The sequence below is a fragment of the Streptomyces sp. LARHCF249 genome, from assembly GCF_052871255.1.
In genome coordinates this window covers 19,412-36,145 of sequence record NZ_JBIXJQ010000014.1, presented here as the reverse complement: position 1 = coordinate 36,145, position 16,734 = coordinate 19,412, and the positions used below count along the sequence as shown (strand labels likewise).

13 protein-coding genes are annotated in these 16,734 nt (G+C 68.8%); 7 read left to right on the top strand and 6 right to left on the bottom strand.

The annotated features are described in order from the left end of the window. Positions 1–113: 113 nt before the first annotated feature. Positions 114–4,625, bottom strand: a complete 4,512-nt coding sequence (locus ACIPUC_RS31670; RefSeq protein ID WP_446593827.1) for a hypothetical protein — start codon at positions 4,623–4,625, stop codon at positions 114–116. Positions 4,626–4,644: 19 nt separating this feature from the next. Here ACIPUC_RS31670 and ACIPUC_RS31665 point away from each other — a divergent pair, with 19 nt between their 5' ends. Continuing rightward, positions 4,645–6,117, top strand: coding sequence for a lipase family alpha/beta hydrolase (locus ACIPUC_RS31665; RefSeq protein WP_446593826.1), 1,473 nt, complete (start codon positions 4,645–4,647; stop codon positions 6,115–6,117). A 1,251-nt stretch (positions 6,118–7,368) separates the two neighbouring features. Here ACIPUC_RS31665 and ACIPUC_RS31660 read toward each other — a convergent pair. The 3 genes from ACIPUC_RS31660 to ACIPUC_RS31650 all read right to left on the bottom strand — a co-directional run bounded on the left by ACIPUC_RS31660 (position 7,369) and on the right by ACIPUC_RS31650 (position 9,834). After that, on the bottom strand, positions 7,369–7,812 hold the full coding sequence (locus ACIPUC_RS31660; protein WP_446593825.1) for a nuclear transport factor 2 family protein: 444 nt from the start codon (positions 7,810–7,812) through the stop codon (positions 7,369–7,371). 94 nt (positions 7,813–7,906) lie between these two features. Next, positions 7,907–8,035 (bottom strand): hypothetical protein, encoded by a 129-nt coding sequence (locus ACIPUC_RS31655; protein ID WP_446593951.1) that lies wholly within the window; start codon positions 8,033–8,035, stop codon positions 7,907–7,909. Between the two features lie 194 nt (positions 8,036–8,229). Continuing rightward, on the bottom strand, positions 8,230–9,834 hold the full coding sequence (locus tag ACIPUC_RS31650; RefSeq protein ID WP_446593824.1) for a CocE/NonD family hydrolase: 1,605 nt from the start codon (positions 9,832–9,834) through the stop codon (positions 8,230–8,232). 181 nt (positions 9,835–10,015) lie between these two features. Between ACIPUC_RS31650 and ACIPUC_RS31645 the strand changes: the two genes are divergently transcribed. Further along, positions 10,016–10,732 carry a TetR/AcrR family transcriptional regulator C-terminal domain-containing protein gene (locus ACIPUC_RS31645; protein WP_446593823.1) on the top strand — a complete coding sequence of 239 codons (717 nt, stop codon included), beginning with the start codon at positions 10,016–10,018 and terminating at the stop codon, positions 10,730–10,732. After that, positions 10,732–10,890: a hypothetical protein gene (locus ACIPUC_RS31640; protein ID WP_446593822.1), complete on the top strand. Its 159-nt coding sequence runs from the start codon at positions 10,732–10,734 to the stop codon at positions 10,888–10,890. The genes ACIPUC_RS31645 and ACIPUC_RS31640 overlap by 1 nt, the downstream gene beginning before the upstream one ends. A 25-nt stretch (positions 10,891–10,915) precedes the next feature. Here ACIPUC_RS31640 and ACIPUC_RS31635 read toward each other — a convergent pair whose 3' ends face one another. Then, positions 10,916–11,356, bottom strand: a complete 441-nt coding sequence (locus ACIPUC_RS31635; protein ID WP_446593950.1) for a hypothetical protein — start codon at positions 11,354–11,356, stop codon at positions 10,916–10,918. A gap of 81 nt (positions 11,357–11,437) precedes the next feature. Between ACIPUC_RS31635 and ACIPUC_RS31630 the strand changes: the two genes are divergently transcribed. The 3 genes from ACIPUC_RS31630 to ACIPUC_RS31620 all read left to right on the top strand — a co-directional run bounded on the left by ACIPUC_RS31630 (position 11,438) and on the right by ACIPUC_RS31620 (position 13,215). Beyond that, a complete protein-coding gene (locus ACIPUC_RS31630; RefSeq protein WP_446593821.1) occupies positions 11,438–11,860 on the top strand; it encodes a DUF6153 family protein in 423 nt (140 codons plus the stop codon). 86 nt (positions 11,861–11,946) lie between these two features. After that, a complete protein-coding gene (locus ACIPUC_RS31625) occupies positions 11,947–12,606 on the top strand; it encodes a hypothetical protein (RefSeq protein WP_446593820.1) in 660 nt (219 codons plus the stop codon). Positions 12,607–12,729: 123 nt separating this feature from the next. Next, entirely contained in the window at positions 12,730–13,215 is a 486-nt protein-coding gene (locus ACIPUC_RS31620) for an ATP-dependent DNA ligase (protein ID WP_446593946.1), read from the top strand. 336 nt (positions 13,216–13,551) lie between these two features. On the opposite strand, the gene ACIPUC_RS31615 is transcribed toward ACIPUC_RS31620, so the two are convergent. After that, a complete protein-coding gene (locus tag ACIPUC_RS31615; RefSeq protein ID WP_446593819.1) occupies positions 13,552–14,682 on the bottom strand; it encodes a S8 family serine peptidase in 1,131 nt (376 codons plus the stop codon). A 1,165-nt stretch (positions 14,683–15,847) separates the two neighbouring features. Here ACIPUC_RS31615 and ACIPUC_RS31610 point away from each other — a divergent pair. After that, on the top strand, positions 15,848–16,618 hold the full coding sequence (locus tag ACIPUC_RS31610) for a transposase (RefSeq protein ID WP_446593945.1): 771 nt from the start codon (positions 15,848–15,850) through the stop codon (positions 16,616–16,618). Positions 16,619–16,734 lie beyond the last annotated feature (116 nt).

Genomic DNA, 16,734 nt, shown 5'->3' with positions numbered 1-16,734 from the left:
CGACCGGCACAGGTGCTGCCGAACGATCATTTTCTGCTGCCTGACAGGCGGAAACAGACCTCTTACTGATCCATCAGGGGGCGCACGAAGGACTTCGGGGGGCGCACACCATGTCACAGCTTCTCCAGATCCAGACTGAAGACTGCGACTCCCGCTTCTCCGGCCATGGCCAGGACGATGCCGTCGGACTGGTCGCAGTGCTGCGCGGAAAGGGTGTACACGGGGCTGCACGTGGCCAGTTGCAGGACGCAACGTGATGTTTGAGCGTCCCAGAACCTGATCGTTCCGTCCCGGGAGGCACTGGCGACCCAGTTCCGCGGCTCATCTGCCACGGTCGTCCAGGTGGCAAGGGCTTCGACAGCGTCTGCGTGTCCCTGCAGGGGCTCACCAAGCGGTTCGTAGGTGGTTAGGTCCCACAGCCGCACGCTGCCGTCATTTCCACCGCTGGCGAGGAACGCGGGCAGCTGGCTGGGCCGGGCATTGACGGCTATGGCCTTGATGGGGCCCTGACTGCAGGACAGGACACGCTCGGGTGCGCCGTACTGGCCGTCCCACACTTTCACCATCCCGTCGAAACTGCTGGAGGCGAACCAGGTGCTGCTGCCATCGGATGCTGCAGCCACGCTGGTGATACGGAACTGGTGGCGCCAATGGTGCACCTTCAGCCCGTTGTCCAGATCCCAGAGGCAGACCCTGCAGTCGTCGCCGCCGCTGATGACGATGCGCTGCCGGGTGTGGGTGACGGCAGCGGCGAGGGACCGGACGGGTCGAGAGTGCCCCGCAAGGGGCACCGCTGTGCGGGTGTGGCCGCTGCTCAGGGGGTTCCAGGTGAGGATGCTGTGGTCGGCTGCCGCCCACAAGAGCAGGGGCTGGCTGCCTGCGCCGGACGGCGTCCAGGCGAGGGCGGGGACCGCGGGTTCCTGGGCGGCGCACAGAGTGCTGAGGGTCGTTCCAGTACTTGTGTCCCACAGCTGTACCTTCGCGTCCGCGCGGCTGACGGCGACAGCAGGAAGGGTGTGCGAACGCGTGGTGAGTGCTGTGGTTACCACGGCAGGGGCGGTCTCGGCGGCGGAGAGGGCGCGCCGGAATGCCTCGGTGTCCCACACGCGTACGGTGTTGTCCCGTGCCGTGGAGGCGAGAATGCCTGCCCCTCGGGCGGGCGGCAGGGTAGACAGAGCGGTCACGGCATCGGTGTGGCCGGTGAGCCGGCCCCTCCACTGCTGGGCGTCGATGTCCCAGATGTCGATCGTGGACCCGGCGCCTGCTGCTGCCAGCAGGTTCGCGCCGTCGACGTGCACAGCCGCAAGAGCGATGACGGGTTCACCTGTTCCGGCCAGAGCGGCCTTCGGCCCCGCGCTCACGTCCACCAGCATGATGGAGCCGTCGCTGTGCCCGCAGGCGATCAGACCGGGCACCGTCGTGTTCGTCAGCGACCTGACCGGGGATCCGATGGGGTATTCGCGGAGTAACTCATGGCTGGCGATGTCCCATACATGCAGCGTTCCGCCTACCCCGACCAGCAACCTCCTATCGTCGGGATGGTCAGTGAGGGTGAGAGCGAACGCGGCGGGCTCAAGGGGGTGAGCGCTCATTTCGGCGAACTGCTGCGCCCCCACCTGGTCCCTCCACAGCGTGACAGCCCCCTCGCCATTGACCGCGATGGACGTCAGTACTTGTGCCTCGTCGCGAAAGCCTGCGATGTCGGACGTCCAGACGTGCCCTTGCCCCTTCATGTGATTGACCAGAACCCCCCAGTTCGTGTCCCACACCCGCACTGTGCCGTCTGTGCTTCCCGAGAGCAGTGCGCCGCCGCCCGCAGGGTGCGGCACGAAGCGGAGGCTGCGCACGGCTCCTTCATGGGCGGGAATCCGTTCTCCGACAGCGGTGCCGCTGCCCGCGTCGACGAGTTCGATGCTGCCTGACTCGTTGCCCAAAGCGAGCAGCACACCGCCGCCGGGCCCGTCGACCGCGGTCAGGGACAGACAGGTACGGCTCAGGGTGGCGAGCACGTTGGACGGGGGAGACCACTGCGACCAAAGGACCCTCAGCGGGGAGCCGGCGAATGACCGGGCCTCAGGCGGCAGCTGTGCATGCGGGATGCCGGGATGACGTTGAGCGGTGTACGCGAGGTGGAGGCTGGCACAGCGGGAGGCAGCATCGGCGGTCTTCACATAGGGCTCGACCGACGCCCAGGCGGTCAGCCACGGCCGCTCCGCGTCGCCGGCGTGGGGGAGAGCGAGAAGGCCGCGGATTCCGTCTCCAGCGAGCCAGGGCAGCACAGCAGGCGGCACATGCTCGTCATCCAAGGTGCGGCCCAGTGCGGCATGATGCGCCAGATACCGACTCAGATAAGGGTGCGGCACACGCGCGGAGTGATGCGCCGCGACCAAGCGCGCCAGCTCCGCCGCGATCCGCGCATGAGCCTCCTGCTCGTCGCCGCCTGGATCTCTCACCTGGTCGTCCGCTGCCATTCCTGAGCCCCCCGGCGTCCCCTGCGGCGACCGCGGATGCGGCCACTGGCGAAGAATGGCGGCCAGCTGCTCATGCGCTGGCCGATACACCACACGATCGTCCTCGGTGTCATGGGTGAGATACCCCGCCAGTCGGCTTTCCAGCAGCCGACGAATCTTCTCGTCTGCGTGATCGATACGCGCCTGCAACAGGCCCTCGGCCGCCGCCGGCCATACCTGCGCCCAAGGGATCCCCCGCCCCAGCCCGAACGCAGTGACACGCAACAGCGCCACCGCCTCCTGAACACTCACGCCGCTGTCGGCGACGTGCTCGAGATCCTCAGCGAACAAACCCACCGTGCCGCGGTCAAGCTGCGCAAACCACTGCGGGTCACGCAACAGGGCAAGCCCGTCCCTGCGCCGCAACTGCTCTGCCGCCAGGCGCGCATCGAGGAACGAACGCCTGACATGAGGTGCCACAGCCTGGGCCGCCCGGGCGACCTCCGCCGCGTCCCTGCCCCAGGGCGCCGCCGCCAGCAGAGCAGCGATGTATGCGGAGATGTCCGCCTCCACCCCGTCCGCGTCAGTTCGCGCTTCCCGCGCGCCGGGAAACGCGGTACGCAAGTCCTCCAGCAGCCCGGGCATGCTGGGGACCGCCGACGCCAGCTGCGTGCCGGGTCGGCTGCTGCGCACAGCGAGCAGCAGCCGAAGCCCCCGCTGTCCCGCCTGCCGTCCTGAAAGCGCCGGGCCCGCTGCCTGCTGGGCGGGTACGGACGCTCTGACGGAATCCTGCGCCCCGCGGGTGTAGGGGGCCAAAGGCTCAAGCACGTCGCGAATGCAGGCCGCCGGATCCAGGGATTCGTCGACACCGTCGATGACCACCGTGACCGTTTTCCCCCAACCGGCGGTGAAGAAGTTGCGCAGCCCTTCCTGCCACTGCCGCAGCGGATCGGCAGCAGGCCGTGAACGGTCCGGGGCACAGCCCAGGCGGCTGCCGATCGCCTCGATGAGACTCACCGGCCCACGATTGCGGGCGGACACCGCGACATGCACCGACCCTTCGGCGGGCACGCTGTCTTCGGGGGCCATGCGCACCGCCTGCGCATAGCGCGGGGACGCGCGGAAATCAGGATCGCTGAGTGTGACGGTGCGCGCCAGCAGGGCGGACTTTCCGCTCGCAGCGCTCCCGGTGACGATGAGTACTCCGGGGTCGTGGGAAGCGAAGTGGGCCAGCTGCCGGTTGAGGTCTTGACGGCCGGAGAAGTACCAACCTGGGTCATCGCTGCTGGCGCGGCCGCTGGCGCGGTCAAGCCAGTACTCCAGTTCGTCGTGTGTGGCCGCGACCTCTGCTCGGGCGGGAGCGACCACCTGCGGCTTGGGCCGGTACCCGGGGTTGGGCAGAGTGAGCGCCACCGCCCCCAGCTTGGAGTGGTAGACCAGGCGCGGGCCTGGCAGCTGGAGATCGCGCTCTGCGTTGAGCCGGCCGGTGGCCTCCTCGAGGGCACTCATGAACTCGCCGGCCGACAGATGGGAGCGCGTGATGCCTGCTGCATCCCGCAGCCAGGCGAACGCCATCTGCAAGATCGTGGCGAACTCGCGCCCCAGGACAGGCGAACGAGTTGCCGTCGTGGCCACGACGGTCATCGTGCCACTCGAGGTACGAGTACGCGAAAGATCGCGGATGAAGGACGTCAGCTCCACGTCAATGCCCCCGGACTCACAGGCATTGACGATGACCAGCACATGCCGGGCCTGTGAGTCGAGCGCTGCAATAACAAGCTCGTTCGTGGGCATGCCGGTTGCCTGTAGCCGGCTGTCGTCAGTGTCGGGCAGACGCAGGAAGTGCCTGCCCGACGGGCTGACCACGCCGTGCGAGGTGATGTACACGACCAATGGTTCGTCTTCGGCGGCGTCCCGGATGCCGGAGGTATGGAGGAAGCGCTCAACGTCATGGCGCTCCGCAGGCGAACGCAAGACGGTCTGCACGAAACCCGCCTCAGCCTGCCACCACCCGGTCACCACCAGCAGCTGTTCCTCGACGGCCTTGGCGAACTCGGGATCTCCGTCCTCGACCGTCACCATGACCAGCGAGCCCCGCCTGACCGACTCCGCGTCAGCCTCGCCCGCCTGCGGGCTGCCCCCGACCAGGCCGATGCGCCCGCGCTCCCCGTGCATTTTCCCTATTGTTCCAGCCATGAATCACCGCACGCCGGAACCCGAGAAAAACACCACCGCACCCCTCACCGCAGACATCACCCAGGACGCCGTAGTCATCGTCCCCGGCATCATGGGCAGCGAGCTCTATGACACCACCAGGCAAAAGACCATCTGGGGATTATCCGGCGTTGCCTGGCTCCTCAAGGCGTGGACACAGCCCAAAGGCCTGGAACCCCTGCGACTGACCGAGGACGAGCTGGAAGGCAAGACCGGCCGCATCAGAGCCACCCAGCTCATGCGCCACTCCTCATGGACGCCTTACCTCCAGGGCCTGGAGCCCTACACCAGCCTCATCAACACCGTCCGCGACTGCGTCGCCCACCCTGCGGCAATCATGCAATTCCCCTACGACTGGCGCCTGCCCGTCGCCGCCAACGGCCGGCTCCTGGCCGATGCCGCCCGCCGGCACCTGACCACCTGGCGCCAGCACGACGCCCACGATGCCGCCCGCCGCCACCGTGTCGACGAGCGACCCGCACGCCTCGTCTTCGTCGCCCACTCCATGGGCGGCCTCGTCACCCGAGCCGCCCTCGACCCCGCTCACGACAGTGACCTCGCCCAGGACACCCGAGCCGTCCTCACCCTCGGCACTCCGTTCTATGGTGCCGTGAAGGCCACCGCCATCCTCAACACCGGACGCGGCACCCCCGTGCCCCTCCCACACCGGCAGCTGCAGTCCATCTCCGCCACCATGCCGGGTCTGCACGACCTCCTGCCCCAGTACACCTGCCTCATCGACGGCGACGACATCCGCCACCTCACTGCCCAAGATGTCGCTGCCATCGGCGGAAACGCCAACCTCGCCCGCGCCGCAGAAGATTTCCACCGCCGACAAGCCCACCTGGCCCTGCCCGCCCACCGAGCCGTCGTGGGCACCCAGCAGAGCACCCTGCAGAGCCTGACGATCCACGCCGGGGTCGTCGAAGCGCATCACCACGGAGCCCGCCAGCACACCAACGGCGACTTCATCCGCGATCCGCGCGGGCGCCTGAAGTTCTACGACGTCAAGGGCGACGGAACCGTCTACAAGGAGTCAGCGGCCGTCGGCCCGGCCATCACGCCCCTGCCACTCCAGCACGGAGCCGTCGCCTCCGACCACATCGCGCTGAAAGCCGTCGCGGAAATCCTGCGCGACGACGAGCACCTCGGCCCGCCCCAGGGGACTCCTGGATGCGGCCTGGACGTCCCCGACCTCGTCGACGTCGGCACCCCCTGGACCATCACGCTCAGCGGCGTGGACTCCCTGGGCGGCGTCAGGTGCGAAGTCACCGACCTGAGCACGGGGTCCACCCAAAGGCTCCGCCTGGGTTGGGGCGACGGCGACATCATGGCTCGAGCTGTGGCCTACACACCGGGCCTGTACCGCGTGACCGTGCGCACCCTAGACGACCTCACCGTCACCCAGCTGGTCCTGGCCGCAGAATCGGAACCGAAAAGAGAGACGGCCTGACGCTGCCCCCTTCTCTATCCGACATCACGGCCGGACTTGCCCACTGACCGACACAGCGGGCGAGCCCGGCCGCCTCCTATACGCCGACACCCATGGCTGCCTCTCGTACACCTGATAAGGGTCAGCCTTGGTCAGGGACTGAAGGGACTCAGCTTTGGAAGCGATGTGCGGCTCGCGGGCGCCTGGGACTGCAGGCCCGCTCGACGCTGGCGCGCTCGACCGGTGCCCGCGCCCCATGACACGGGCACCTTCGACGTCAAGGTTCTAAATGCCGCAACGCGGTGCAGCGCTGGTCTGCACCATCGGTTGCCCGCAGCACAGCCGGCAGCCGGTGATCTCAGAAGGGGACCGGGCCTACCAGCCCGCTGTGGGCCGCCGGTTGGAACTGGGCATCGTACTCACCGGTCCGGTGAGCGACCGGTTCTGCAGTCACCACTACAACTCCCCACCACAGGTCAGCCCCGGATCCCGGGCAAGTCTGAGCCCGGTGGTGGTATGAAAGGTGGCCGCGTCCGAGGCCGATCGTCGCCGTTCGCCGTGCCTCGCCTGTGTGACGGCTCCGGAAGCGACCCACCGACCCGGCAGCTGGGCAAACAAGGGGGGAAACATCGGGGGAACCAAGAGGAGGAAATAAGGGGGTACGTAGGAGGGGGAAACAAGGGGGGAACTGCACAGGAGCCCTCCTCCGCGTTCGTACAGGTCAAGGCTCGTTCCTGCACCGGTGAGTTCTCAGACTTACATCTCTGGAGGGGGAAAGGGGTGCCTGGGCGGGGCTGGCCTGCGGGGGCCGGGACGGGTGGTTGGGCTTGCTTGTCTGTAGGCGAAGGTCGGGAGCTGAGCATGCTCAGGGGGCCAGGCTGCCCGGGGCGGTGCGGCGGCTGAGACAAGCTCCTCGGAGACCTTCAGAACGGATCCGTTGTCAGCCTCCTGCAGATGTTCATCGGCCTGCCCTGGACAAGCACCCGCCGCGACGCCGAGACGGCGCTGAAAAAACAGTCCGCCAGCAGCTGCGCGGCGAGCGCCGCCGCGCCACCCAGGACAGTTGGCTCGCGCCGATTCGCTCCACGGCCCGCACTTCTGGGCCTGGGTCGATCCGGTTTGGCCGGCCCGCGTTTCACCTCGGTACGGGGATGTTGCCGACGGCCGTGATTCCCGTCCGATGTGCGTAGAGCGTGAGATGCCGGCCGCTTCACCGCCTCGCCCGCTCGCGCCGGCGCCTGGCCGGTACGGCGACCACGATGGTCTCCTCACTCAGGAAGTGGTGCACGCCGCGGCGATCGAGACGCTGTTCTCGTAGAGGTGGTGCCGGGTGATTCGGCCCTCTTCGACGGTGAGGCGCAGCGCGAAGGGGCCCTCGAAGGACTTCCCCGTCGCGCGCACGGTCCCTGAGAGGTGGCCCATCAGGACGGCGTGGGTGCCGTCCACGAGGAACGTGTCGACGGAGGCCCGCGCGTCCTCGGCCACCGTGTGCACGGCCAGCTCCGTGAACTGGGCGGCGCATTCGACTCCGGTGGAGCGCGGCCGGATCCACGGGACGGCGGGGTTCTCGGCGAGCATCCAGTCGACGTCGTCCGCGAAGAGCGCGACGAGCCGCTCTACGTCCCCGGCCACCCGGGCGGCGAGGAACTCCTGGACGACGTGACGGGTAGTGTCAGCGATGGAACTCGCGGTGGCGTCAGTAGACTTGACGTGCATGGTGTGCTCCTTGGGTCTGCGATGCCGGAACCCTCGTCGGGGGTCTCATTGAGGTGCACCACACTGCCGCGGTAGGGGAGTGCAGTCGATTACGTCACGGGTAAAGGTTGCCGCCGCGGACCCCGGCGGGGGTGGGACCGTGGCCGTGGCGGGCGGTCTTGCCAACGTCCGGGCCGAGGAAGACGCCCACGTCACCGGTGCGGTGGTCGGCCCTACGTTGCACTGGTAGCCACTCCCTGGGTCAGGTGCTCGTCACTTCCCGGCCCGGCGGGACGGGGGCGAGTGCGCGGGGCCGCACGGCGCACCAATTCCAGGGCGCGACGGCTCACTACCTCATCAGCCGTGCGTGGCACCGCCGGAGGAGTGAGCCGGGCCGGACGGCCCGGCTCGTCGACCGTTTCCTGGAGGGCTGACGAATTACGTAGGCTCAGAGCTGCTGGGAAGTACCAGCGCCGAGTCCGTGTGAAGCGTGATGCGCACCGGTGTGAAGGTGGTGGCGTCCACCGGCGACTCACCGGTGCCGGGATTGCGGGCGTAGCGCGGGTGGGCGCCTCCGCTGATCTGCCAGCGTATGCGGTGGCCGGCGGGGAAGCGGTGGGCGGTGGAACTCATCGGCACAGTGACCTGCGAGGGCGCCTGTTCGGCGGTGCGGAGGCTGCCGAGCCCGTCACAGATGTTGATGGAGCGGCCTTGTGGGTCCACGTCGCACAGACGGGTGAAGACATCGGCGTTTCCGGTGTCCGTGGAGATGCTCAGCCGTGCGGAGACGGGGCCCAGGATGTCCATGGGCTCGGTCAGCGCTGGGCCGGTGAATGTCAGGACATCGTCTCGGGCCTCCAGGGTGCGGTTGTCCCGGGGGCCGGCGGTGCGGGAGAGCAGTGGGCCGCCGAGGGAGGGGGTGGGGTCGGCCGGGTCGTAGCGGAACGCCGTCACGGGTGCGGAGTCTGCGGGGGCCTGCTGGGTGAGATGCCTGCCGGGGATGGGGTACCACGAGGTGGCAGCCGTGGCCGGCGGCCAGTCGTCGAGGTCCCGCCAGGTGTTTTCGCCGCCGATGTGCACACGCACCGCGGTGGGACGCAGGCCGGAGGGATCGGCGTACAGGTGGGCGCGCAGCCAGGCGAGGCTCTCGGCGAATACCTCCGGCCATCCCTCCTGCAGGGCGGAAGTGTGCGTCCAGGGACCGACGAGCAGGGCGGTCTCACATCCGGCCTGGCGCAGCCGGTCATACTGCTCGAAGGTCTGGTCGGCCAGCGCGTCGTGCCATCCGGTGATCAGAGCTGTGGGCACGCGGAGCCGCTCCGCCGACTCCGCCAACGACGCGCCGTGCCAGTAGGCGTGCTTGGCGTCCGGGTGTGTCATCACGTCGTCCAACCAAGGCAGTTCGCTCCCGAGGGCTGACACGTACGCCCCACGCAGGGGCTGTGCGGTGGTGACGTCGCGCAGGCGGCGCTGGAGACGCAGCGTCGCCCTGAGGAACGGTGCCATGCCCTGGTGCTGGTAGTGCATGCCCACGCCCACGGCGAGGGCGTTCTCCAGGCGGAGCGCACCGTCTGCGTGGAACAGGGCGTAGGGATCGTGCAGCCCTACTTGCACCACCATTGCCTTCAGTTCTGGCGGTGGGTCCAAAGCGAGGGCCCACTGCACATAGCCCAGGTAACTGGGGCCGACGGTCCCCAGTGTTCCGTTGAACCAGGGTTGCTCGCGCAGCCAGGACACCGAGGCCTGGCCGTCGGCGGCCTCGTTGCGCCACAGGTCGAACACGCCGCCCGAACCGCCGGTGCCGCGGCAGCTCTGCAGGACCACGTGGAAGCCCTGTTCGGCGAAGAGCAGGCCGTACTGGGGTGACCACGGCAGGCCTCGGCCGTAAGGCGAGCGGACCAGGAGGGTGGGGAAGTCGCCCTGGTCGCGCGGAAAGTAGTGGTCAGTGATCAACGGGCTGCCGTCGGCGGCCGGCACCACCAGCCCCGGCTCCCATCCGACCTCGTGCCGTTTCGCCGGCAGACCTCGCCAGGTCGCCCTCATCACCCTGGAGGACAGTGGCGGCTTTCCGGCGGGTGGTACCCATACCGGTCTGGCCACGGCGTCGGGCGTGCGTGATGGCATCGTTCCCTCCTCTATTCTCGTACGATGTACGAGAATAGGGGATGCTTGGATGACCTACGCAAGAGCCATCGCTCTACAGTCAGGGAAGGAGAGCGAAACCGTGTCCAGTGACGGAAGGTCCAGTGCCGGGGGCGTCGATCCCGAAGAGCTCTGGCTGCGTCCCGGCGAGCCGCGCAGGGGCCGCAGGCCTTCCTTCAGTCGGGAGGCGATCACCGCAGCCGCCGTCGCCCTGGCGGACGCACAAGGGCTTGAGGTGGTCACCATGCGGCGGGTGGCCGCCGAGGTCGGCGCGGGCGTCATGTCGCTGTACAGCTACGCCCCCGACAAGGACACACTGCTGGAACTCATGGTCGACCACGTCAGCGGCGAACTCGCAGTCACGGACCCACCCAGCGGCGACTGGCGTGCCGATCTGAAGACCGTGGCCCGCCTGCAGCGCGCCCACATGCTGCGCCACCCCTGGCTGCCCGCCGCCTTGTCCACCCGCCGCGTTCCGGGCCCCAACACACTGGCTTTCCTGGAACACGTGCTCGCCGTCCTGCGACCCACCGGGCTGGACGGTGCGGCGAAGCTAGAGGTCTTCGCCCAGATCACCGCATTCGTGGCCGGCCACGTTGCCCATGAGATCACGCAGGCCGCAGTCTCACGATCACCGGACCGGGCCGCAGCCGAGGGCCGCTACCTCGCCGCTGTCGCCGCCGACGGCTGCCACCCGGAACTCGCCGAAGTCCTCTCCGCCCCCGGACGTCCCCTCACACCCGAGGCCACCTTCACCCGGTTCCTCAACCGCCTGATCGACGGCCTCGATACAGACTGATGCCACGCACCTGTGACTGCCGCCTCGCCCACGGCAACCTCCGAGGAACCCGGGCGCTCCTCGACTCCGCCCACATCCGCCGGATCGTCCTCTACGGCGTCGCCGACCTCCCCGGCCAGGAGTACCCGCCGCCGGGCCACGAGTACCCGCGCCCGTGAAGGCAGGCAGGGGGACCCGCGCCGCTCACGGCCTTGAGTCTCCCCGGCGGTCGGGGGTGGGCAGGGATGGCGGCGTCAGGCGGGTGATGATCTCTTCGTCCACTTCAAGGCCATTCAGGCCGACGGCTTCAAGACCCTCAAGGAATTGAAGGGAAGAAAGGCTGGCCGGCCCGGGTGCGGGCAGCCGTTGGCGGCTGCCCGCACCCGAGGGGGCCACGACATGTCCGGGATGATGACGGCCGAGGAGATGAAGCGTCGCCGTGGCGACCGCGAGCGCGGCTATGCGGAAGCGGATGGTCATGTGTGCCGCCTCGTCATCGAAGCGACCCGGCTCGGAGCCGATACCCAGCTGGCCCGGATGGCGAAGCTGGTCGAGGCGCGCAGAACCCCGCAGCCGAAGGCGCTGCAGGCGGCGCCGAAGTGCGATACCGCCCACGCTGTGGACGCCGCGCAGACGCATCCGCACCCGGTGCTATCTTCCTTCCAGTCCGGGTGGGGACGCCCCTGCTGGCCTTCCCGCTGCCAAGCCCTCCTATGGTCGTGAGGCGTGATCTCAGGCAACGTCCGTCGCGACCGTCAGGTAGGAGCGTTGCTGCGGGCAACGCTCCTCGCGGTGGTGCTTGCCCTCTTCGCGATGCACGTCCTGGCCTCACATCAGCCAGTCCACAGCGGCCACGCCGCGGCGTTCCCGGCCATCGACGCAGGTGAGAGAACTCAGCACGCTCACTCTCACGTCGCTCCCGCCGATGCCACCACAACACCGCACAGCCCGGACGGCGAATGCGACCACGGCGGAGTCGGAGAAAGCTGCCTGGCGCTGCTGTATATCGTCGCCGCCCTGTTCACGTTCGTTCTCAGGCGCGGAGGCGGCAACGGCGTCCTGCGCCGATGGGCAGCACGCACGGACTCCTGGACCAGCCGCACCGGCGACCCGCCGTGCCTTCACCGACTTTCGATCCTGCGCTGCTGAGAGCTGCACCAGCATGACGCCGCACCACTGGTGCCGGCGCGCTTCTGCCTGCTCTCACCCGCCAAGATCTGAAAGGCATTACCCGAGTGACCACCGTTCTCGAGCCCGAGCGCCGCCAGACTTCCGCCTCGAAACATCGCCGCCCCGCCTTCGACAGGAAGTCGCTCCCGGCTCGCTACAGCGGCCAGATGCTCTACTTCATGGGCGCCGCCCTCATTGCCGGCGCCGTCGTCCACTACCCGATCGATCCCTCGCTGTACGCGATCATCTGCGCGGTCGGCGCCGTAGTGTTCCTCCTCGGCACCATCGTCAACGAGTTCGTGCTGGCCGACGAGCGTCCGGCGGTGAGCCAGGCGTTCTCGCTGGTCGCGTTCTCCCTGCTGCTGTCCTTCGGTGTCGGCATGGTCGGCGGTGGCATCCAGCACTTCGAGCAGTTCCCCGAGCGCAGCGCCTGGATGACCCCCATCGGCCTGCTCATGTCGTACGTCGCGTTCGTCGCCAAGGACTCCAAGGGCCGCTGGCGGCACCTCCTCAGCCCGTTCGCGGCAGTCGTCGTCGTCATCTCGGCCCTCACGTGGCTGGGCATGATCTCCCTTGCCGGCACCATCAGCTCCGGCGGCGGCCACGACCACGGCTCCACGACGGGGACACCCGCGAAGCCGGACCAGGCTCCCGTTGAGCAGGCGCCTCCGTCGAAGGCACCTGCCGAGCCGGCCGAGGATGGCCACACGTCTCACAGCCACTGACCCCAAAGTCGCCCGCATAGCCGTTCGCGGGCCTCGAATGCGGCTTCCCTTGCGGGCGTGCAGTCGGTGAGCTGGTGATCCTCCCCAGCTCACTGCGGAGGCGGGCGTCCCTTGACCCATGACATGGCCCTACGGCGCAACGCCCCGTGTGGCCGCCCCGCGAAACTGTTCTCCAGGTGTCAGTGGCGGCCCGTACCCTGCCCGTCACGACACGGCCTGGATTTCAGTTCGCCTACTTGCAGCCGCTGTTCACGGACGTCAAGCGACTGCGCGGGGAGGACGCCTACCGGCAGCTGCCCCCGCCGCAGCCGTCGAGCAGCCTGGCAACGGACGACGCACCCCTGGGCACATACGCGCCGATTCCCCGACCTCGTCGCCGCCGCCGACCAGCTGCCGGACGGTCTGGTACTCGACGGGGAGCTCGTCGTCTGGGACCAGCAAGCGGGCCAGCTGTCGTTCGAGGGACTGCAGCGCCGAGCTGCCGCCCGCGGCCGCAGCGCGCGTTCGCTCGCAACGTCCCTGCCCGCCTTCTTCATCGCCTTCGACATCCTCCAGCAGGACAGAACCGAGCTGCTCAACTACCCCTACCGGCAACGCCGCGCCCGGTGAAGCTCGGACGACGTGACCATCACCTTGTGGGCCGAGACGGACGGCATCCGGAGCCGCCTGCGCACCTGGACGAAGGACCACGGCGAGGTACTCCACACCGGGCAGTGACCCGATCCACGAGACCTGCCGTGCCCCAGCCCTCGGTGAACCCGTCCCGGACGCAACACCCTCTCACGGGCGGCCGCGACCGCAGCGACATGCCGAGAAGACGGCCCCGGACCGCGTTCGCGACACGGCCGACTCCGCGCACGGGGACCTCCGTCACGGCTGGACACACCCGCCCAGCCAGGAGCTCGGTCAGCTCGTCTCTGGCCAGGGCGGGCGAGCCCGGAAGGGTCAACGGCGACGGCGCTTGACGAGCACTGTGATGCCGAGTCCGAGGCTCACGGCGACGACGGCGCCGAGTGCCGGCCACTGCCAGGAGAGGCCGGATTCCGCAACCGCAGATTCCGCCCGGCGTGGCGCCGCAGATGTTTGGTCGGCGCTGGGGGTGGGGGTCTTCGCGGGGGCTGGGGCGGCCAGGGGGTCGACGTCAGGGGCCCCCGGGTCTCCCGCGCGATCGAGTAGCACCATGCGGGGGCGGACGACTCCGTAGCCGACCCAGTCATTGCGCTTGGAGCCGTCGACGGGGGCGCCGGCGGTTTGGATGAGGACACGGGCCACCTGGTTCGCGGTCCAGTCGGGGTGCGCCGACCAGACGAGCGCAGCGGAAGCGGAGGCCAGACTGGTGGCGTACGAGGTACCTCCGTCTGCCACGCACCAGCCCTTGTTGTCGGTGCAGCGGAGCTGGACTTTGCTACCGAAGGCGGCCAGGTCCGTGGCGTGTCCGTAGGAGGACGACGGCAGGGGTTCACCAGTGAGGTCGACGGCTCCTACGCCGAAGACTCCCGGTAGGGCGGCGATGGGGTTGGCGGACTCATTGCCGTCCCCCTCATTTCCCATGGCGACGAAGACGAGCACGCCCTTGCTCTGGGCGTACTCGACAGCCGACCTGATCTTGTCCAGCGACCACCACCCGCCGATGGACAGGTTGATGATCTTGGCGCCGTTGTCGGCCGCGTACCGAACTCCCTTGGCGGATTCGCCGATCGCGGCGAAAGCCATGGGTGTGCCGATGCTGGTGCGGATGGGCATGACCTTGGCGCCGGGAGCGAGGCCCTGTGGGCCGCCTGCCGAGCCGTCGCCGACGATCGCTGCGGTCATGGTGGTCCCGTGCCCGACGAAGTCGTCGTGCGGCGGGTACTGCTGATCCGGGTGTTCGAGCGGTGGTTCCATGAATGACACGCCTGGAAGGACGGACTCGCTCCTCAGGCCTGGGACAAGTTTGACGCCGCTGTCGATGACGGCCACCGTGATGCCGGTGCCGTCTGCAACCTTCCACATCTCCTGGGCTTTCATGATCTTGAGGTAGCCCCGCGGGTCGGTGTCGGCGGCCGCCGGCATCACCGTGCCTGCGCTGACCGCCAACGCTGCGGCGATGACGCCCGCCGCCCTCCGCCACGACCCGTGTCGACGTATATGGCCTTGCATTTTCGCCCCTTTGTGTCCATGCGCTGCAATCTCGCGCGAACCCACCCCATCACACTGTCTATCCAGGGCAGCGCCTGACCTTCCGTTAACTCCAGCGCCAGCCTCACAGCGCAGCCCCGAGGAACCAGAGTGCGCGGGGGTATCGGAAGGCTTCCGACGGCAACAGTCCGTTCCTCCGCGGCCGTACGGTTCAGGACCGGCCGCGGGCGCCCCATCCGGCCCCGAGGCCGAACAAGCTCCTCACGCCGTCCGGCAGCCTCGGCGGCACGGAAATGGGGACCCGGAGGCGCCGCGCGGCCAGGACAGGGCGAACCAGGCATCTTCCTGGGCTTTGAGGCCCGATGAAGGCGGGGCCGGGCGCTGGCTTCCCACTGGGATGGTCGGCGCCCGGCCTGGTGTGGGAGTCAGCGGCGGCTTCCCGCAACGGCTGGGGCGAGGTCGACGCTGGTGGAGTGGAGCACTTCTGGGCTGTGGACCAGTGGCGGGTCGAAGGTCCGTAGCGGGAACTGGATGACCTTCGCGTCCTGTCCTTCCTCCTCTTCTTCTGCTTCCAAGGGGGCGATGAGTCCGTACTCGGTTGCGGCGCGGGGCCAGCTGTCGGGTGGAGTTCGGGGACGCGCACGCGGGCGCGGTGGGTGTCCTCGTCGGCGGTGGTGAGCCGGGGCCGGTGTACTTCGATGTCGGGAGCGGTCCTAACGTGCCGTCGACCACGCACTGGTCGGCCTACGACGGCCGGCACCGCCGCCCGCGCGCCGAGGCTCTCCGGGCGGGGTGCGCGTGCGGATGGCGCGGCGCCGCGGAGTATCCCCTGGATTGGGACGCGATCGGCGACCAGCCGCTGTACGAGGCGGACGTCGACCTCACCGGACCGCTCGCGGATTGGAACGCACACTTGTCTCTCGTCCGCGACAACGCGGTACCGCTGCCCGAGCCGCTGGCCGCCCTCCTGGTCGAGACCACCGAGCAGCTGACCGCCACGGCCACGGACGCGCCGTTGGCCGCGCTGCGCGCCGTCGGCGTGCTGGAGCGGATCGCCGCCCGCGTCGGGCGGGAGGCGGCTAAAGGTTGTTGCAGAAGGCTCAGTCTTGGGCATTTTGCCTGTATGGGTGGGGTGTTGCGGGCTGAGCCGGTGTGGGTGGAGACGTTCACGGGCTTGCGGATCGGCCGGTTCGCGAAGCTGGTGAAGGTGGTGCGGGAGCGGGGCGGGAACGGGCCCGGTGGTGGCCGGCCGTGGTGCCTGCCGCTGGCGGACCGAGTTCTGTTGGTGGCGGTGTACTACCGCACGAACCTCACGATGCGGCAGCTCGCCCCGTTGTTCGGGATCTCTTCGGCGACGGTCTGCCGGGTCATCCAGCGCCTCCGGCCGTTGCTCGCGCTGGAGCCGGCGCCGCGGCCCGTCGTGGACGTCGAGCGCTTGTGGATCGTGGACGGCACACTCATCCCGGTCCGCGACCGGCGGGTCGGCGCCTCCTCCCGCAACTACCGCTTCTCGGCAAACGTGCAGGTCATCATCGACGCCGACACCCGCCTGGTCGTCGCCTCGGCTCGGCCGGCCCCCGGGAACAAGGCCGATGCCCACGTCTGGCGGGAGTCGGACCTGCCGGCCGCAGCGGCCGGGACCACGGTCATCGCGGACGGTGCCTACCTGGGCACCGGGCTGATCGTCCCGCACCGCAGAAGGGCCGGACGGCCCCTCCTGCGCGGTCAGGAAGAGGACAACGCCGAACACCGCCGGGTCCGTGCCCGCGTCGAGCACACCTTCGCCCGCATGAAGAACTGGAAGATCCTCCGCGACTGCCGTCAGAAAGGAGACGGCCTCCACTACGCCGTCCAGGCCGTCGCCACCATGCACAACCTCGCCCTGGCAGGGTGAAACAGCAGGTCAAGCACCACTCCGGCCTGCCCGAGACGGAGCTTTTGCAACAACCTTTAGTCGCGTACAGGGGATCCGGCGTGGTTGATCAGCGGCGACCGGGAGCATGAAGGAGG